The sequence below is a fragment of the Arthrobacter sp. Y3223065 genome (assembly GCF_059090885.1).
This window is the reverse complement of sequence record NZ_JBNHGC010000001.1, coordinates 234,948-253,088: the sequence shown is the minus strand read 5'-3', so window position 1 is coordinate 253,088 and position 18,141 is coordinate 234,948. Positions and strand designations below refer to the sequence as shown.

At 68.0% G+C, this 18,141-nt stretch carries 13 protein-coding genes; 5 read left to right on the top strand and 8 right to left on the bottom strand.

Annotation, left to right across the window (positions count from 1 at the left end; translation table 11 throughout):
* Positions 1-210: 210 nt before the first annotated feature.
* Positions 211-1,332 carry an LCP family protein gene (locus AC5RUK_RS01140; protein ID WP_494151149.1) on the bottom strand — a complete coding sequence of 374 codons (1,122 nt, stop codon included), beginning with the start codon at positions 1,330-1,332 and terminating at the stop codon, positions 211-213.
* Between the two features lie 177 nt (positions 1,333-1,509).
* On the opposite strand from AC5RUK_RS01140, the gene AC5RUK_RS01135 reads away from it, so the two are divergent.
* Together AC5RUK_RS01135 and AC5RUK_RS01130 are read left to right on the top strand one after the other, a co-directional pair.
* Positions 1,510-2,283, top strand: a complete 774-nt coding sequence (locus AC5RUK_RS01135) for an ABC transporter ATP-binding protein (RefSeq protein WP_494151148.1) — start codon at positions 1,510-1,512, stop codon at positions 2,281-2,283.
* 2 nt (positions 2,284-2,285) lie between these two features.
* Positions 2,286-4,802: an ABC transporter permease gene (locus tag AC5RUK_RS01130; RefSeq protein WP_494151147.1), complete on the top strand. Its 2,517-nt coding sequence runs from the start codon at positions 2,286-2,288 to the stop codon at positions 4,800-4,802.
* A 170-nt stretch (positions 4,803-4,972) separates the two neighbouring features.
* Here AC5RUK_RS01130 and AC5RUK_RS01125 read toward each other — a convergent pair whose 3' ends face one another.
* Positions 4,973-5,299 carry a cupin domain-containing protein gene (locus AC5RUK_RS01125; protein ID WP_494151146.1) on the bottom strand — a complete coding sequence of 109 codons (327 nt, stop codon included), beginning with the start codon at positions 5,297-5,299 and terminating at the stop codon, positions 4,973-4,975.
* A gap of 180 nt (positions 5,300-5,479) precedes the next feature.
* Here AC5RUK_RS01125 and AC5RUK_RS01120 point away from each other — a divergent pair, with 180 nt between their 5' ends.
* Both AC5RUK_RS01120 and AC5RUK_RS01115 read left to right on the top strand, forming a co-directional pair.
* Positions 5,480-6,886: an APC family permease gene (locus AC5RUK_RS01120; RefSeq protein WP_493986877.1), complete on the top strand. Its 1,407-nt coding sequence runs from the start codon at positions 5,480-5,482 to the stop codon at positions 6,884-6,886.
* Between the two features lie 185 nt (positions 6,887-7,071).
* Complete coding sequence (locus AC5RUK_RS01115; protein ID WP_494151145.1) at positions 7,072-7,590, top strand: hypothetical protein; 519 nt, start codon at positions 7,072-7,074, stop codon at positions 7,588-7,590.
* A gap of 37 nt (positions 7,591-7,627) precedes the next feature.
* Here AC5RUK_RS01115 and metG read toward each other — a convergent pair whose 3' ends face one another.
* Positions 7,628-9,187, bottom strand: coding sequence for a methionine--tRNA ligase (gene metG, locus AC5RUK_RS01110; RefSeq protein WP_493986875.1), 1,560 nt, complete (start codon positions 9,185-9,187; stop codon positions 7,628-7,630).
* Positions 9,188-9,611: 424 nt separating this feature from the next.
* Here metG and AC5RUK_RS01105 point away from each other — a divergent pair, with 424 nt between their 5' ends.
* Complete coding sequence (locus tag AC5RUK_RS01105; RefSeq protein ID WP_494108563.1) at positions 9,612-10,565, top strand: type IV toxin-antitoxin system AbiEi family antitoxin domain-containing protein; 954 nt, start codon at positions 9,612-9,614, stop codon at positions 10,563-10,565.
* 489 nt (positions 10,566-11,054) lie between these two features.
* Here AC5RUK_RS01105 and AC5RUK_RS01100 read toward each other — a convergent pair whose 3' ends face one another.
* From AC5RUK_RS01100 to ilvN, 5 genes are all read right to left on the bottom strand, one after another.
* Positions 11,055-11,756, bottom strand: coding sequence for an ABC transporter ATP-binding protein (locus AC5RUK_RS01100; protein WP_493986873.1), 702 nt, complete (start codon positions 11,754-11,756; stop codon positions 11,055-11,057).
* Entirely contained in the window at positions 11,753-14,566 is a 2,814-nt protein-coding gene (locus tag AC5RUK_RS01095; protein ID WP_494151144.1) for an ABC transporter permease, read from the bottom strand. Before AC5RUK_RS01095 ends, AC5RUK_RS01100 begins: the two co-directional genes overlap by 4 nt.
* A 165-nt stretch (positions 14,567-14,731) precedes the next feature.
* Positions 14,732-16,321: a phosphoglycerate dehydrogenase gene (gene serA, locus AC5RUK_RS01090; protein WP_494151143.1), complete on the bottom strand. Its 1,590-nt coding sequence runs from the start codon at positions 16,319-16,321 to the stop codon at positions 14,732-14,734.
* 244 nt (positions 16,322-16,565) lie between these two features.
* The gene (gene ilvC, locus AC5RUK_RS01085; protein WP_493979938.1) at positions 16,566-17,591 is read right to left on the bottom strand and encodes a ketol-acid reductoisomerase; all 1,026 of its coding nucleotides are present in this window, start codon (positions 17,589-17,591) and stop codon (positions 16,566-16,568) included.
* Between the two features lie 35 nt (positions 17,592-17,626).
* Entirely contained in the window at positions 17,627-18,139 is a 513-nt protein-coding gene (gene ilvN, locus AC5RUK_RS01080; RefSeq protein ID WP_493979937.1) for an acetolactate synthase small subunit, read from the bottom strand.
* Between the last annotated feature and the right edge of the window lie 2 nt (positions 18,140-18,141).

Genomic DNA, 18,141 nt, shown 5'->3' with positions numbered 1-18,141 from the left:
CCGGGGCAGGGAGCACTCCCGCCCCGGCCTTTCGCTCGCCCGGGCCGAGCCTGCCGGCGGCGAGCCCGTGCCTTGGCCCCTGCCAGAGTCCCCGGCGAGCGTGAGTGTTCGCGTCCGCCTCAGGACTGTCCGACCGGGAGATAGCTGGGCAGCTGTTACCGTCCGAGGCAAAGTTTGTTCGACGGCGTGCTTGCCAGTCCGACGGCGAGCTTACAAATTGCCGTCGGCGAAGGAACCGAAGATCTTGCGGGTCTTGGCATCCATGGGCAGCATGTACTGGCCGTCGGCGCTGTAGCCGAATCCGGGCTCGGGCACTTCGCGCCCGACCTTGGCCGGATCGGTCTTGTAGACCCAGGCGCCCAGCGTCAGCGCCTGCTCCGCGCTCAGGTTGGTCTCGACCAGCGGATTCGCCGCGGAGAGCAGGTCGACCAGCCCGGCCGGGCCGTTCATTTTGGCCAAGGCTGCGAATCCCAGCAGCAGCACACCCTGGTGCGCGGAGCGGCCGAAGTCGCCGTTTTTCAGGGTTTTCCGCTCCCGGGCATAGTCCAGCGCGGTCTCGCCGTCGAGCTTGCTCTTCCCCGCCTTGACGTCAAGCACCGGGATAGGGGCGTTGACGGTGACGCCGCCTATGTCATCGACCAAACCCTCGAAGCCCTTGAAACCGGTGAGGATGTAGCCCTCCAGCTTCAGGCCGGTCACATCCGACACCACCTTCTGCTGCGCCTTGGGTCCGCCCCGCATCATGGCCGCGTTGATCTTTGCCTGCCCGCCGCCCGGCATGTCCACCCAGAGGTCACGCGGAATGCCCAGGATGCCTCCTCCGCCCTTGCCGTCCACGCCGATCACCTGAAGGGCATCGGCCCGCGCTTCCCGGACCTTCTCGCCCTTGCTCTTCTGGGCGTCGGAGCCGATGATCAGGACGTGGCGCTTGCCGCCCAAAACGGTTTTGTCGACGTCGAGCGACGGCCACCAGCCACCCACCGCCGTCCATGTTCCGTCGTTGTCGACGGCGAGGGTGACGTCGTCGCCGGAGGTCAGGACGGCCATGTCCTGTCCGTTCCATTTGCCGGTCGCGGCCTTGACTGTGGTTTTGGCTTCGACCGGGGCCCGGTCGGCGAGCGCACCGGCAGTCATCTTGTTGGCTGCGACGTCTCCGCCCTCGTAGATGGCGGTCGCCAGTTTGGCCAGGGCTTCGGGCATGTTGCCCGTCTCCACCATGCTGGGGCTGGGAGTTGCCGAATGCAGCGGGCGGGCCACCTCGCCCTTCTGCGCGCAGCCCGTCAGGATGAGCAGGGATACGAGCGGGAGCGCGGCGAGGCGGGCGAGTTTCATGGCTTTATGTTCCCGCTTACGCGGCTGATGCGCAAAGGTTTCACCGGATGACGGCCGTGTCCGGGCCAAGGCAGCCCTTCCCGTCGGGCCGCTCTCCACCCAGGGTATGAGCGGCGGTCGGCGGAGACCAGACCTGCGGCCGATCCGCGGAAGGCGCGGGCTCCATAGCGTAAGGGTATGACTACCAGTATTGAGCAATCACCCGCCGGCGCCGCCCCGGGCGGCGCCACCTCAGCCGCCGCGACCCGTGGCCTGAACAAGACCTACGGCACCGGGGATACCCGCGTGCACGCGCTCAAGGACGTGGACGCCAGCTTCGAGGCCGGCAAGTTCACCGCGATCATGGGCCCGTCGGGCTCGGGCAAGTCCACGCTGATGCACTGCCTGGCCGGGCTGGACACCGCCGATTCCGGCAACATCTGGATCGGCGGGACCGAGGTAACCTCCCTGAACGACTCCCAGTTGACCAAGCTGCGCCGCGAGCGCGTGGGCTTTGTGTTCCAGGCCTTCAACCTGGTGCCCACCCTGACCGCGGAGCAAAACATTACGCTGCCGATCTCCCTGGCCAACGGCTCGGTGGACCGGGAGTGGTTCGGCTATGTCACCTCAACGCTCGGGTTGACGGACCGGCTGGCCCATCGCCCGCACGAGCTCTCCGGCGGTCAGCAGCAGCGGGTCGCCGTGGCGCGGGCGCTCCTGACGCGCCCCGACGTCGTGTTCGGCGACGAGCCCACCGGCAACCTGGACTCGAAGGTGGGCGCGGAGGTGCTCTCGCTGCTGCGCAGGTCCTGCCAGGAGATGGGCCAGTCCATCATCATGGTCACGCACGACCCGGTGGCCGCCTCCTACGCGGACCGGGTGGTGCTGATGAACGACGGCGCGCTGGTTGGCGAACTCGACCGGCCCGACACCGACGCGATCCTGGCCGCCCTGGCCAAGCTGGGGGCCTGAACATGCTGCAGGTAGCGCTTGCACAGGTGCGGCAGCACGCGCGGCGGTTCATCGCCGTCGGGCTGGCCGTGGTGATGGCGGTGGGGTTCCTGACCGCCACGCTGATGGTCAACGCGTCCACCGAAGCCTCGCTGGGCAACAGCATCGGCGCCGGTTTCCGGAACGCCGACCTGGTGGTCTCCGGCCCGCCGGACCGGCCGCTGGATGCGGCAGCCGTTGAGGCCGTCGCCGCCACCGAGGGCATCGGCGAGGTGTACGCGCAGGGGATGGCGCCGGTCGCGTTCGGATCCCCGGCCGACGCCGACTACGGGGTGGTGCAGAACACTGCCCCCGACGGACTGGACAACCTGGAACTGCTCGAAGGCGCCCTGCCGGCGGGCGGCGAGGTCGCGGTGGACGCCGGGACTGCCGAGAAGCAGGGTCTGGCGCTCGGCGACACCCTGGAGCTGGCGCCTGCCGCCGGGATGGTCGCCGCCGAGGACATCGCCGCTGCGGGCACCGGGCTGATTGTTTCGGGAATCGTCAAGCCGTCCAAGGACCCGTTCATGATGGGCCAGCCGCAGTTCTTCGCCGGTGGCCCCCTGGTGCGGCAGCTGGCCGGCGAGGCCGGACCGCAGCTGCACAACATCCAGCTGGATCTGGCCCCGGGCGCCGAGGCGGACGCGGTGCAGGACTCCGTCGCCGCGGCACTCGCGGAGGCCGGCTTCGGCGACGCCACCGTGAACACGGCCGCGGAGCAGACCAAGGCCGTGGTGGCCGGCCTGACCGGCGGCAGCGACCAGCTGACCATCGTGCTGTTGGCGTTCGCGCTGGTGGCCCTGCTGGTTTCGGCGCTGGTGGTAACCAACACCTTCTCGGTCCTCATCGCCCAGCGGACCCGCGAGCTGGCGCTGCTGCGCTGCATCGGTGCCGACCGTGGGCAGATCCGGAACTCGGTGCTGGCGGAGGCGCTGCTGGTCGGCGTCGGAGCCTCCCTGCTGGGCGTGCTGGGTGCGGTGGCCCTGATGGCCGGCGTCATCGCCGTGCTGCAGGGGCAACCTGACACCGAGTTCGCCGCGCTGGCCGTGCCGCCGTCGGCCATCGCCGTCGGCCTCGCGGTGGGCATCTTCATGACCGTGCTGGCCGCCCTCGCTCCGGCCCGTGCCGCCACCCGGGTGGCACCGCTGGCCGCCCTGCGTCCGGCCGACGAGGCCCGCGCCGGCAACCGCAAGGGCAAGGTCCGGCTCGCGATCGGCGCCGCCCTCACGGTGGGCGGCGCCGCCCTGCTGGCCCTCGGAGCGATGACCGCGAACCTGCGGATCGCCCTGCCCGGCGGCATGCTCTCCTTCATCGGGCTGCTGCTGTGCGCCACCCTGTTCGTGCCGCCGCTGGTCACCGCCGTCGGCGCGCTGGCGAGGCCCGCGGGAGTGCCGGGCAAGCTGGCCGCGGTGAACGCGGTGCGCAACCCGGGGCGGACCTCCGCCACGGCCACCGCGCTGCTGATCGGCGTCACGCTGGTGGCGATGATGATGACCGGGGCGCAGACCGCCCGGACCGCGTTCGACACCCAGCTGGGCGCGGAATATCCGGTGGATCTGGCGGTCGGAAACCTCACGCTCGGAGGGGAACCGCTGGACGCCTCCGCCGCGGCCACCGCGGCCGCCTACGACGGCGTTGCTGCCGCCGGCCTGGTCACGAACGGCGGCTTTGCCGACGTGCACGGCCAGCGGACGGGCGTGTACCAGCTGGCGCCGGAGCACATGGGCCTGCTGCAGGACGGCTCGCTGGAGCTGGACGGGAACACCGTATTGATGCCGCAGGGCTCGGGCCTGGAGACGCTGACCGTGACCGGCAGCCGCGGGTCGAAGGAACTGACCGTGGTGGAGGCCGACAGCCGCACGCTGCCGCCGCTGATCTCCGCCGCCGTGGCCGCCGAGATCGGCGTGCCGGAGCCGCCCGCCGCCGACTCCCCGGACTACTACTCCGCGCTGCCGCAGCTGTGGGTGTCCGTGGACCGGGACCTGGACGCCGGGGCGCTCCTGGAACTGCGGACCGAGCTGGCCGCCGGGCTCGACGTGGACGAGTATCAGGTTTCCGGTGCCGCCGTGGAGCGTGCCGCGTTCAACCAGGTGATCGACGTGCTGCTGCTGGTGGTCACCGGGCTGTTGGCGGTGGCGGTGCTGATCGCGCTGGTGGGTGTGGCCAACACGCTCTCGCTCTCCGTGCTGGAGCGCACGCAGGAGTCCTCGCTGCTGCGCGCGCTCGGGCTGACCAAATCGCAGTTGCGCGGGATGCTGGCGCTCGAGGCCGTGCTGATCGCCGGCGTCGCCGCGCTGATCGGATCGGCGCTCGGCGCGGTCTACGGCTGGCTGGGGGCGCAGTCGGCGCTCGGGGCGTTCGCCACCGTGGTGCCGGACGTCCCGTGGCTGCAGCTGCTCGGCGTGCTGGCCGTGGCCGTGGTGGCCGGGCTGCTCGCCTCCTTGATGCCGGCCCGCCGGGCTGCCCGCCTCTCCCCCGTGGAAGGCCTGGCGACGGTCTAGCCGGGACGGCGCGTCTCCCCCTGTGGAAGGTCAGGCGACCGTCTGACCGGGACGCCGCCGTCGTACCCTCGTCGGGGAGTCAGCGGGTGCCCTTCCGCGGTGCAGCACCGCGGAAGGGCACCTGCTGACTGCTATTCGGCCGCGTTCCTCCGGCATGCGCCGGCCGCCGCCTACCTGGCCCATTCGGTCTGCATCTGGGCGACGGGATGAATGTTCACCATCTTCACGCCGTCCGCGGTGGTGGCCGTGAACTCGTGCCAGGCGTACGCCGGGATGACGATCACAGTTTCCGCGCCCGCCTGGCCTGACTGGCCGTCGATCGTGAAGTCGATCTCGCCGTCGAGCAGTACGAAGATCTCCTCGTAGGGATGGCGGTGGCGTTCAGCACCGCGCGAGTTCACGAAGAAGGACGCGTGGGCGCCGTATGCGCTGTCATGGAAGACGGCGGCTCCCGAGGCGGGACGCAGGCTGGCAAGGGACAGGGCCTTGTAGGTCATCGGAGCGGCCTTCCGGTCGGCGGGTAGCGGACACTCTACCGACCGCATGCCTGCAGGCCTAGGGAAGAGCAAATCGGCGGCCCGCTCCCCCGCCGGACACCGCGGCGGAGACATCGGCGGGGCCTGGTGCTACGTTGGCCGGACAGGCCAGCGCAGAGCGCCGCGTGGACGGAGGTCGTCATGAGCGGTTCCACCGCAACCGAAAAGCAGCCGGAGCTGAAACGGGCGATAGGACCCAAACTCCTGCTGCTGTTCATTGTGGGTGACATCCTGGGCACGGGTGTCTACGCGCTGACCGGACAGGTGGCCGGCGAGGTGGGCGGCGCGGCCTGGGCTCCGCTGCTGCTCGCGTTCGTGGTGGCCACCATCACCGCCTTCTCCTACCTGGAGCTGGTCACCAAGTACCCGCAGGCCGCCGGGGCCGCGCTGTACACGCACAAGGCCTTCGGCGTCCATTTCCTCACCTTTTTGGTGACGTTCGCCGTGCTCAGTTCCGGCATCACCTCCGCCTCCACCGCCGCCAAGTTCCTGGGCGAGAACTTCATTGCCGGGTTCAATCTGGACTGGAACCAGACCGGCGTGACCTGGGTGGCGATCATCTTCATGGCCGTCCTGGCGGGGATCAACTTCCGCGGCGTCAGCGAGTCGGTGAAGTTCAACGTGGTGCTGACGGTGGTGGAGTTCACCGGCCTGCTGATCGTGATCTTCATCGGCTTCTGGGCCATGAGCCAGGGCAACGTCGACTTCAGCCGGGTGATGGTGTTCGAGACCTCGGAGGACAAGGGCGTTTTCCTGGCCATCACCGCCGCCACCTCGCTGGCGTTCTTCTCCTTCGTGGGCTTCGAGGATTCGGTGAACATGGCCGAAGAGACCAAGGATCCCGTCACGACCTTCCCCAAGGTCATGCTGACCGGCCTGGGCATCACCGTGGTCGTGTACGTGCTGGTGTCCATCACCGCGGTGGCCATAGTGCCGATCGGGCAGCTGTCGGAAAGCCCGACGCCGCTGCTCGAAGTCGTGTCGGTCGGTGCGCCGGGCTTCCCGGTGGACGTGATCTACCCGTTCCTGTCCATGTTCGCCGTGGCCAATACGGCGCTGATCAACATGCTGATGGCCAGCCGCCTGCTCTACGGCATGGCGCGCCAGGACGTGCTGCCGCGGTTCCTGGGCAAGGTCCACCCGAACCGCCGCTCGCCCTGGGCCTCGATCATCTTCACCACGCTCATTGCGTTCGTCCTGATCTTCGTGGTCACCAACTTCATGGGCACCGACACCGTCGCCGCGCTGGGCGGCACCACCGCCCTGCTGTTGCTGGGTGTCTTCACGATCGTGAACCTGGCGGTGCTGGTCCTGCGCCGGAAACCGGTCGACCGCAAACACTTCCGGACCCCCACCGTGCTGCCCTACTTCGGCATGGCCACCTGTCTCTTCCTGGTGGGCCCGTGGGCGCAGGATCCCGTCGAATACCAGATTGCCGGCCTGCTGATCGGCCTCGGCCTGTTGCTGTGGCTGCTCACGTGGCTCTGGAACCGCGGCGCATACGGCAGGAAGACGAGGTTCCGCAGCCCGGAGGAACTGGGCGGTTGACGGAACCGGGCTGCACCAGCGTTTGACGGAAGCGGCCGATTTGACGGCGCCCAGGCGATTGATCCGGGGCATGGCTGGGTAAGGACAGTGAAACAACGACGGCGGAGGCCGTCCGCGTGATGACGACGCCGGCGGCCCGATGAGAACGGCCCCGGATGTGATGAGAGCCAGCAGGAAGGAAGGCCATGGCCGCTAAAAAACACCGGACAGGGACACTGGACCAGAAGAACCTCGCCGCCTATCTGGACTACCACCTGGTGGGTTCGGCTGCCGGCGTCCAGCTGTTCGACGCCGTCCGCCAGTCGTGGGCGGGAACACCGGAGGAGGCCGAGTTCCGGAAGCTGCGCGACGAGGTGTCCGCAGAGCGCAAGGAACTGAAGGCCCTGCACCGCAGCCTCGGTTACCGGCGCAACAAGCTCAAGCAGCTCGGCTCGATGGCCGGCGCCATCGCCAGCAAGGTGAATCCGCTCAACCCCACGCGCGCTTCGGGCGGGGTGGGCGCCCAGCTGGAGCTGGAGTCGCTGCTGTCCGCCCTGCGCGGCAAGCAGTGCATGTGGCAGGTACTGACCGTCCTGGCGCCCAGGGACCACCGGCTGGACGCCACCCGCTTCCAAGAACTCGAAGCCAAGGCGGCGGACCAGCAGAAGCGGGTGGAGCGCATCATGGCCGCGACTGCGGCCCGGCGCTTCCTGCCGGGCGGGTAGTTACGCGGCACGGCGCTTCCTGCCGGGCGGGTAGGCGTTACGCGGCCGGTTCTTCGTACTTCGGGAAGATCGGTGTGGGTGCCGGCAGCGGGGTGCCCGGCACCAAAGCCGTGCCGATGGCAGCGAAGTCGCGGGCGCCGTCGTCGTCCTGTCCCAGCACGTCCAGCAGTTTGCCCGCCGCGGTAGGCATGACCGGCTGGACCAGGATGGAGACGATGCGCAGCACCTCCAGCGTCACGTAGAGCACGGTGTTCATCCGCTCCACGTCGGTCTTGCGCAGCACCCAGGGAGCCTGCTCCGCGAAGTACGCGTTGGTGTCGCCGAGCACGGTCCAGATGGCCTCGAGCGACCCGTGGAAGTCCTGGACCTCGTAGGCCGCCCGGGACTTCTCGAGGAGGCGCTCGGTGCGGGCCAGCAGTTCGTGGTCCTCGGGGGCGAGCGTCGCGGGCTGCGGGACCTTGCCCTCGCAGTTCTTGGCCACCATGGACAGCGACCGCTGGGCGAGGTTGCCCAGGTTGTTGGCCAAATCCGCGTTCATCCGGCCGACCACGGCGTCATGGTTGTACGAGCCGTCGGCGCCGAAGGGGACCTCGCGCAGCAGGAAGAAGCGCACCTGGTCCAGGCCGTACTGGGCCACCCATTCGGCGGGAGCCACCACGTTGCCCAGCGACTTGGACATCTTCACGCCGTTGTTGTTCAGGAAGCCGTGGATCATGACGCGCTTGGGCAGTTCCAGCCCGGCCGACATCAGGAAGGCGGGCCAGTAGACGGCGTGGAAGCGGGAGATGTCCTTGCCGATCACGTGGACATCGGCCGGCCAGAACTTCTGGAACGACTCCGACTCCGTGTCCGGGTAGCCGACGCCGGTGAGGTAGTTGGTCAGCGCGTCCACCCAGACGTACATGACGTGCTTGTCGTTGCCCGGGACCGGGACGCCCCAGTCGAAGGTGGTCCGGGAGATCGACAAATCCTCCAGGCCGCCCTTGACGAAGCTGATGACTTCGTTGAAGCGGCTGCGCGGGGCACCGAAATCGGGGTGGTCTTCGTAGAGCTTGAGCAGTTTGTCCTGGTAGTTGGAGAGCCGGAAGAAGTAGCTCTCCTCCTCGGTCCAGGTCAGTTCGGTGTCGGTCTGGACGGAGTAGCGCTTGCCGTCTTCGCGGAGCTCGGTCTCGTCCTCGGCGTAGTAGGCCTCGTCGCGAACCGAGTACCAGCCCTCGTACTTGCCCAGGTAGATGTCCCCGGCCTCTTCCATCTTCTTCCAGATGGCCTGCGAAGCGGCGTAGTGGTCGGCATCGGTGGTGCGGATGAACCGGTCGTAGGAAATCTCCAGAACCTGGTGGGCCGACTTGTAGGCCGCCGTGTTCCGGTCCACCAATTCCTTGGGGGTGATGCCCTCCTTGGCGGCGGTCTGGGCAATCTTCATGCCGTGCTCGTCCGTGCCCGTCAGGAACATCACGTCGTAGCCGTCCAAACGCTTGAAACGGGCCATCGCGTCGGTCGCAATGTACTCGTAGGCATGGCCGATATGCGGCACGCCGTTGGGGTACGTGATGGCCGTGGTGATGTAGAACGGGGGCTTGGGCTCGGATGCGGTCACCCTATGAAATTACCCTCTGCGTTCGGCGGTGTCGAAATGCTGCACACGCACGGTTGATGCGTGGGGGCCGGTAGCCCTGGGTGGGGCGCGGGGCGCGGCCGGCAGGCAGGGAGCACCGCATCGGGCGACGAGCGCCGCCGGCATTGGACTGGAGCGATGCCGTAAGCAGGCAAGCAGCGCGGTCTATGGCCTGCCACGGGCAGTGCCGCGCCCGGCGAGGAGCGCGGCCGTCGTGCTGGCACCGGCAGCACCGCTAGGCGCGGTACGGCGCCGTCGTCTGGCACCGGCGGCACCGCTAGGCGCGGTACGGCGCCGTCGTCTGGCACCGGCGGCAGCGCTAGTCGAGGGTGCGCCGCCGTCGTGCTTTATCCACAGCTGGACCGTCGGGATCGACGCCAGGCGGGCGGTGCGGCACGTTGGTGCCATGGACGAACTCCTCGGCATCCTCGGACAGAGCCGCATGGACCGGATCGTCAGCTACCGGCAACTGCGGGAGCACGGGCTCGAGGAACGCCAGATCACTGCCGCTGTGCGCGGGAAGATCCTGCGACGCCTGAGGCGCGGCATCTACATCTCGGAGGAATACTGGCGGGCGCAGAAACCGTGGGACCAGCACTTACTGCTGATCAAGGCCCACCATGCCGCTTCCGACGGCAACCTTGTCTACAGCCACACGTCCGCCGCACGACTATGGGGCCTGCACGTCTGGAACGCGCCGGATGAGATCCACGTGATCCAGCCCGGCCGCCGTGGCGAGAGGTCGGCTGGCACCGGGGTGGTGCGGCACACCCATCGGGTCCCGGATCAGGACGTGAAGATCCTGGACCGGGGCATACGCGTAACATCCCGCGAGCGGACGGTACTGGACTGCGCGCGGGTGCTGCCGTTCGAACCCGCCGTGGTCATCGCCGATTCGGCCCTCCAGCAAGGAGCGAGCTTGCAGAAGGTGCACGAACTGGCGGCCGCCGTTCCCAGGTCACGCTTCGTGACACGCGTCCGGCAAGTGCTCGACGCAGTTGACGGGCGATCCGAATCAGCTGGTGAGACAAGATTGCGGCTGAAACTGCGCAGTTGGAATTTCCCGCCGCCGGTACTCCAGCACGAGATCAGGACGGCCGAGGGTACTTATCGCGCTGACTTCGCCTGGCCGGGACTGAAGCTCATCTTCGAGTTCGACGGCGACGGCAAGTACCGCGATTATCACCCAACGGACCAGGTGATTCTGGACGAGCGGAAGCGGGAGACACGTTTGATGGAAGAAGGCTGGACGATCGTCCGGGTCCGGTGGGGTCACCTCGACGACGACGACGCGCTCAAGCGGCGTTTGGTCCGGAAATACAACGAGGCGTTTCACAACGCCTCCGGCCGCGCGGCGTGAGTCGACGCGGTGCCGGTATTGACGGCGTGGCCTAGAGCGTGGCGCTTCCTGCATGGTGCCTGATGCTTGGTCGCGTATTGAAGGCGGCGCCCCGCCCGCCCGCATGACGCTTCCTGCTTGATGTCTGGCTGGCTCAGGTGCGGAGGAAGCGTGCGGTGTGCTTGGTGGAATCGTTTGCTCGGCGGCGAACTCAAGGGTGCTACCGCCACCTGTTCGCGACAGCCATCCACCAGATCCCCCTTTAGCTGCCAGGTCAGGGGCCATAACCGGTGACCTGGACGCTGACCCCTGACTTCGTGGCGAGGTCAGGGGCCCTGAGCGGTGATCTCGACGCCATACCCTGACCTGGCGCCAGGTACGGAGACGCGGGCAAAGGTTGGACGCCACCGCTGCCCTCATCCGTGACCGTCAGCTTACTGCCGGCCGAAAGCCGAGCCCGCCAGCGTGCTGCCTGCGGGACGCCGGGCCCGCCAGGATGTTGCGCGACGCCTAGTTCATCCGGGTGCTGCTGTCCGCCGCCTTGATGAGTTCCTGGTCGTGGGATGCCACGAGCACGGCAATGCCGTCCTTGGTGGTGTCCTTCAGGATGTGGATGATCTTGTTGGCCTGTTCGCGGTCCAGGTTGGCGGTGGGCTCGTCCACCACCAGCACCTTGGTGCCCAGGATCAGCGCGCGGGCGATGGCCACGCGCTGGCGTTCGCCGCCGGAGAGCTGGCCGGGGCGGTGGCGCATGCGACGGCCAAGCCCGACCAGGTCCAGCAGGTCCTTGGCCATCTCGGTGCGCTCTTCGACCTTGCCGTCGGGCACGGCCGGCAGCAGGACGTTCTCCAGTGCGCTCATGCCGTCGATCAGGGCGCCGCCCTGGTCCACGTAGCCGATCAGTGCCCGGCGCCGGTCGGAGATCTCGTCGTCGTCCATGGCGCTGAGGGCATCGCCCTGCCAGAGCACTTCGCCGGCGGTGGGCTGCTGCAGCCCGGCGGCGACGGTGAGGATGCTGGTCTTGCCGGAGCCGCTGCGGCCGGCCAGGCAGTGCATGGTGCCGGCTTCCAGGCCGAGGTCGAAGTCCTCGGCAATCACGAGCGGCTCGGCACCGCCGTCGTACCGGATGGTGATGCCCCGCAGCTCCACCGGCATGGCATGGTCGGCGGTGCGCTCCTTGGTGGCTGCGCGGGTCAGGGGTTCTTCAATCATTTCCGGGTCCTTGTCATCAAAACAAACCAGAGGAGCACGGCCGCGATGCCAGCGGCAGCGGCCCACACCGCGGTATGCGGTGCAATAAACAGGGCGGTCACGACGGCGCCGATCACCGCCAGCGGCAGGGCGACGGCGGCGGTGATGCCGGCCTCGCCGCGGCGGGCCTGCAGCAGCAGCGTGGGCGTCCAGCCCATGGCGCCGAGGATGGCGAACTGTTCGCGCTTGCGGCGCGCTTCGAACCGGGTGGTCATCAGCGCCAGCAGCAGCGCCGTGACCACGCCGAGCAGCGCCAGCGCGATGTTCAGGCCGCTCAGCTGAGTGGCGGCCAGCGAACCGAGCGCCGTGCTGCCGGCTGCCCGCGGGATGTCCACCAGCACCGCCACCAGGGCTCCGGCCGCGGCACCGAGCACCGCGACGCCCAGCGCTATGGCCACGGTGTTGAACCGGTTGGTGCTCAGCTGCCGGGCGGCGAACTGCAGCGGGGTCTTCACCGACGGCACGCCGGCCGCCCCGGACGGTTCGGTGTCCTTCGCCGGGTGCGGCTTGAGCATGGCGGCGGAGATGAAGGCCGCGGCACCGTAAACCACCAGCGCGATCAGCGACACCCACAGGGTCACGGCGCTGCGGCTGATGGCACTGGCAACGATGGCCACCACCAGCACGGCCGCGCCGCCGACCAGCAGTTCGTTCAGGAACCAGGAGCGGATGCGCCGCCGGTTCCAGCCCATGGCCCGCAGCGTCACGGCTTCGGTCCGGCGGGAGCGGGTGAAGGCGACGGCGCTGGCGGCCGTCAGCAGCGCCGCGCCGCCCACGGTCAGGGCCAGCAGCGCAGCGCTGGAGGCGCTCAGGGCGCCCTGGACCTCGCCGGCGGCGCCCTGGCGGACCCAGGACTGCTGCACGGTGCCGAGGTCGCTGACCGTGCCGGAGGCGTCCTTGTAGTAGTCCGGCACGTAGATGGACACGTCTTCGCGGGCTGAGCCGGCCACGACCTGGGTCTGCAGGCCGAGCTCCTCGATCGCGGCGGCAACGGCGTTGATCTGGTCTTCGGCGTCGGCCCATGAACCGGCGGCGTCGACGCGGACGCGGACGGCGTCAATGACCGGCTCCTCGGCGCCGGTGCCGCGGACGGCGGCCAGTCCGGCGAAGTCGGTGATGGCACCGGCGGACTGCACGGACAGGCCGGCGCCGCTGAGGCCCGGCTTCATCACGGTGTCGTCGACGTTGTTGCCCTCGGCGTCCTCGGTGATGGTCACCGGCGTCGGGTCATACCCACCCAACGGCAGGTAGTTCACGTCGCCGGCGGCCTCGCGCACGGCGGAAGCATCGAAGGTGCCGTAGACGAACGGCAGCGGAGTAGCGGATTCGCCGCCGGAGTCCACGGTGCTGCGGTAGGACTGCTCCTCCACCGGTTCCCGCTGGCTCTGGTCCGGTTCCAGCTGCCACTGGAGGGTCTTCTCCGGCAACTTGTTAACCTGGATCCAGCCCTGCGGGATGGCGGTCTGCTCCGCGCTGCCGTCGCTGGCGGCGTCCCCGGCGGTGAACTCCGGGTTGGACATGAAGTCGGTGGTCCACACCGGCGGCTGGTGCAGGCCGGCGACCATCTGGACGCCGCCGGAGCCGAGCAGGTAGTTGTAGTCCTCGCCGCCGGGCCAGCGCAGCTGGAAGGGCTTGCTGGACGCGAAGGGCAGGTAGCCCTCCCCCAGCTCCTTGCTGACGGTGCCGACCTCCGAGACGGTGTTGCCGGCGTCGTCCAGTTGTTCGATTTTGACCGAGTAGGTCAGGTCCAGGTCGGTGCCGGAACGGACCACCATGGGGATGACCTGGGATTCCTCGTCCAGCGTGCCGGCTTCCACCGCGTTCTGGTACTGGACGAAGAACGGGCTCCAGAACTCAAACGGGTGCCCGTCGATGGCGGCGCCTTCACCGCCCTCGGAGAACATGCCCATACCGAACTGCGAGGAGAAGTGCTGGCCCAGTTCCTGGGCGTTGCGGTCGGTGGGTTCCGGTGCCTGCTTGAGCGGGGCCAGGAAGTCGCCGGCTTCCCCGAGCAGCGCGGATTCGGCCGCCGGGTCCACGGCAACCACTGTCTCGGTGATCTGCGGCAGCATGGGCAGCGCGATGGTGGTGTCGAAATCGCCGTGCATGCTGCCACCGGCCGGATCCGGGAACTTGATGCCGGTTTCGCCCTTGGGGGCCACGGTGCGCAGGCTGGTGCCGCCGGGAACGTCCAGCTCCTCCAGCTTCGCCTGGCCCAGGGAACCTTCGGCGGCTGTTTCAAAGAGGACGGTGTCGGTCAGTCCGTCGGAGCTGACGGCCTTGGCGGTGATCCGGTAGTTGGTCGGTTCTTCGTTGAACACGGAATCCGGCGCCGGCCACTCGGCCTTCGGCACGGCGTCCTTGATGCCCTGGGCCTTGAGGTACTGCTCAATGTTCGGGTTGTAGCCGACGTAGTCGGTGGCCTTCAGCTGCGGGAACTCGATGTCCTGGACCACCTTGGACACGAGCGAAATCGGGGCGGCGACGGAGACGCCGTCGATCCCCCGGACCTGCTCGAGATCCGAGGAGGCAATACCGCCGTTGCCGGTGAGGAAATCCGGCTGGCGCAGTTCGTCGCCCGCGGTGCCGTCGGGCAGGACCAGGATGTCGTACACGCCGCGGGTGTTGTCGTCGACTATCCGGGTCAGCGATGCCTGCGCGCGGCCCTGGACGAAAATGGAAAGGACCATTGCCGCGATGAGGACGGCGACCGTCACCACGAGCGAGCGGCTGCGCATGAAGCGTGACGCAGCGTTGAACCGGATTTCCACAGAATCACTCCATACGGCAGCAAAAAGGCCAGAGGTCGAATTGACCCGGCATTAAGGTTCTCACGAGGTGCGCGCAGTCGAGGAATCGACCGGCGTGTATGCGTAAAGCCCGCCCTGCCCCGGGTACGGAGCAAGGACGGGGCGGGCTCTACTGCGCAGCGCCAGTCAGTCCTGCAGGTCGACTTCGCGGGCCACGACGGCGCCGATCTCCGCACTGAGCCGGTCCAGCAGGTCCTGCGGCAGGGCGCTGTCCACGGTCAGCACGGCCAGCGCCTGCTTGCTGGCGTCGTTGCGGGCCACCTGCATGCCGGCGATGTTGATGTCCTGCTCGCCCAGCAGCCGGCCCAGGGTGCCGATCACGCCGGGACGGTCCTCGTAGAGGAACACGATCACGTGTTCGCTGATCGGCATTTCCACCTCGTAGCCGTTGATGGCCACGATCTTCTGGATCTGCTTCGGGCCGGTCAGCGTGCCGGCCACGGATATCTGAGAACCGTCCGACAGGGCGCCGCGGATGGTGAGCACGTTGCGGTACTCTTCGGACTCCGTGGTGGTGATCAGGCGGGTGTTGATGCCGCGCTGCTCGGCCAGCACCGGGGCGTTGACGTAGGAGACCTGCTCGGAGACGACGTCCCTGAACACGCCCTTGAGTGCGGCCAGTTCCAGCGCCTTGACGTCCAGCTCGGCGATTTCGCCGGCCACCTCGACGTCGATCTGGGTCACCGAATCGTGGGTCAGCGCGGTGAAGATCCGGCCAAGCTTTTCGATCAGCGGGATCCCGGGGCGGACCTCCGGGGCGATCACGCCGCCGGCCACGTTCACGGCGTCGGGCACGAGCTCGCCGGCCAGCGCCAGGCGCACGGACCTGGCCACCGAGATGCCGGCCTTCTCCTGGGCTTCCTCGGTGGAAGCGCCGAGGTGCGGGGTGACCACCACGTTCTCCAGTTCGAAGAACGGCAGGTCGGTGCTCGGCTCGGTGACGAAGACGTCGATGGCGGCGCCGGCGATCTTGCCTTCCTTCAGCGCGTCGTAGAGCGCGGCTTCGTCGATCAGGCCGCCGCGGGCCACGTTGACCACGCAGGCGGAGGGCTTCATCTTTTCGAAGGCGGCGGCACCGATCATGCCCACGGTCTCCGGGGTCTTCGGCATGTGGATGGTGATGAAGTCCGACTGCTCCAGCAGCTCGTCCAGGCTGACCAGCTGCACGCCCAGCTGCGCGGCGCGGGCGCTGGTCACGTACGGGTCGTAGGCGAGGATCTGGGTCTCGAACGCCTGCATGCGCGCGGCGATGAGGGCGCCGATGCGGCCGAGGCCGATGATGCCGATCTTCTTCTCGTAGATCTCGGTGCCGGTGTACTTGGAGCGCTTCCACTCGCCGCCCTTGAGCGAGGCGTTGGCGGCGGGGATGTGGCGGGCCAGCGCCAGGATGTGGCCGACGGTCAGTTCAGCGGCGGAGACGATGTTGGAGGTCGGGGCGTTCACGACCATGACACCGGCCTGCGTGGCGGCCTTGATGTCCACGTTGTCCAGGCCCACGCCGGCGCGCGCGATAACCTTCAGGTTCTTGGCTGCGGCAATGGCTTCGGCGTCCACCTTGGTGGCGGAGCGGACCAGGATGGCGTCGACGTCGGCAATCGAGGTCAGCAGCTGGGACCTGTCGGATCCATCGGTCTGGCGGATTTCGAAGTCGGGCCCGAGGGCTTCGATGGTCGCTGGGGAGAGTTCCTCCGCAAGGAGAACTACTGGTTTTTCCACAGGGGTTGTTCCTTCGCTGCAAGCATGGTGATGGCCGTGCATATAGATGGGGGTAGGTCCAGTCTAGAACGGCTGCGGCCTGTCCCCCAGTTGTTACCGGTGCCGGCAGGCCGGCTTCGCCCGGTGAAACGGCTGGTCAAGGGAACGTGACGACGACGGCGCCTCGGAAACGTGACGACGACGACGGTGCCTCGGGGAAACGTGACGGCCGGCGCCCGCGAGGGGCGCCGGCCGTTGGACTGATCTAGCGGGCTGCTACGCCCTCGGTGTAGTCGTCGTCGGACTTGATCCAGGAGAACAGCTTGCGCAGTTCCCGGCCGGTGGCCTCGATCGGGTGGTCCTCGCCCTTCTGGCGCAGCTCCAGGAACTCCTTGGCGCCGTTGGCCTGGTCGTCCATGAAGCGCTTGGCGAAGGAACCGTTCTGGATGTCCGCCAGGACGGCCTTCATGTTCTCCTTCACCTCCGGGGTGATCACGCGCGGGCCGGAGACGTAGTCGCCGAACTCGGCGGTGTCGGAGACCGACCAGCGCTGCTTGGCGATGCCGCCTTCGACCATCAGGTCGACGATCAGCTTGAGCTCGTGCAGCACCTCGAAGTAGGCGATCTCCGGCTTGTAGCCGGCCTCGGTCAGGGTCTCGAAACCGTACTGCACAAGCTGCGAGGCGCCGCCGCAAAGCACGGCCTGCTCGCCGAACAGGTCGGTCTCGGTCTCTTCGGTGAAGGTGGTCTCGATGACGCCGGCGCGGGTGCCGCCGATGCCCTTGGCGTAGGAGAGCGCCAGCGCCTTGGCGTTGCCGGTGTAGTCCTGCTCGATGGCGATCAGGTCCGGGACACCGCGGCCGGCTTCGAACTCGCGGCGCACAATGTGGCCCGGGCCCTTCGGGGCGACCAGGGCGACGTCGACGTTGGCCGGCGGCTGGATGAAGCCGTAGCGGATGTTGAAGCCGTGGCCGAAGAACAGGGCGTTGCCCTCTTCGAGCTTGTCGGCGATGGACTCGGCGTAAACCTTGGCCTGGACCTGGTCCGGGGTGAGGATCATGATGACGTCGGCCTCGGCGGCGGCGTCGGCGACGGAGAGGACCTTCAGGCCCTCGGCCTCGGCCTTGGCGCGGGACTTGGAGCCCTCGGCCAGGCCGACGCGGACGTCGACGCCGGAATCGCGCAGGCTCAGGGCATGGGCATGGCCCTGGCTGCCGTAGCCGATGACAGCGACCTTGCGGCCCTGGATGATCGAAAGGTCGGCGTCGTCGTCGTAATACAGCTCAGTCACTTAGGTTTCTCCTGTTGGGATTGCGTGGAATGGAATCAGGCGGAACGCAGCGCGCGGTCGCTCATGGAGCGGGAGCCGCGGCCAATGGCCAGCGTTCCGGATTGGACTATTTCGCGGATGCCAAACGGCTCCAGCACTGCAAGCAGGGCCTCGAGCTTATCGGCGGTGCCGGTGGCCTCCAGGACCAACGAGTCGGTGGACACGTCGACCACGGAGGCGCGGAACAAGTCTGCTGCCTGGGTTACCTGCAGCCGTGTTGCGGCATCCGCGCGGACCTTGACCAGGATGTGGTCGCGTTGCACGGAAGTTTCGGGAACCAGCTCGACAATCTTGATGACGTTGATGAGCTTGTTCAGTTGTTTGGTGACCTGCTCCAGCAGGTCACCCTCGGCTTCGACCACCACGGTAATGCGGGAGAACCCGTCTGCTTCCGTGGGGCCGACGGCCAGAGAATGGATGTTGAACGCCCGGCGGGCGAAGAGGCTGGCGACGCGGGTCAGCACGCCGGGAACGTCCTCCACCAGCACTGAAAGGGTATGGCGGGACATTC

Excerpts from the sequence above, each read along its gene's own strand:
- AC5RUK_RS01140 (WP_494151149.1), bottom strand. The coding sequence starts at position 1,332 with ATGAAACTCGCCCGCCTCGCCGCGCTCCCGCTCGTATCCCTGCTCATC.
- AC5RUK_RS01135 (WP_494151148.1), top strand. The coding sequence starts at position 1,510 with ATGACTACCAGTATTGAGCAATCACCCGCCGGCGCCGCCCCGGGCGGC.
- AC5RUK_RS01130 (WP_494151147.1), top strand. The coding sequence starts at position 2,286 with ATGCTGCAGGTAGCGCTTGCACAGGTGCGGCAGCACGCGCGGCGGTTC.
- AC5RUK_RS01125 (WP_494151146.1), bottom strand. The coding sequence starts at position 5,299 with ATGACCTACAAGGCCCTGTCCCTTGCCAGCCTGCGTCCCGCCTCGGGA.
- AC5RUK_RS01120 (WP_493986877.1), top strand. The coding sequence starts at position 5,480 with ATGAGCGGTTCCACCGCAACCGAAAAGCAGCCGGAGCTGAAACGGGCG.
- AC5RUK_RS01115 (WP_494151145.1), top strand. The coding sequence starts at position 7,072 with ATGGCCGCTAAAAAACACCGGACAGGGACACTGGACCAGAAGAACCTC.
- AC5RUK_RS01105 (WP_494108563.1), top strand. The coding sequence starts at position 9,612 with ATGGACGAACTCCTCGGCATCCTCGGACAGAGCCGCATGGACCGGATC.
- AC5RUK_RS01100 (WP_493986873.1), bottom strand. The coding sequence starts at position 11,756 with ATGATTGAAGAACCCCTGACCCGCGCAGCCACCAAGGAGCGCACCGCC.
- ilvN (WP_493979937.1), bottom strand. The coding sequence starts at position 18,139 with ATGTCCCGCCATACCCTTTCAGTGCTGGTGGAGGACGTTCCCGGCGTG.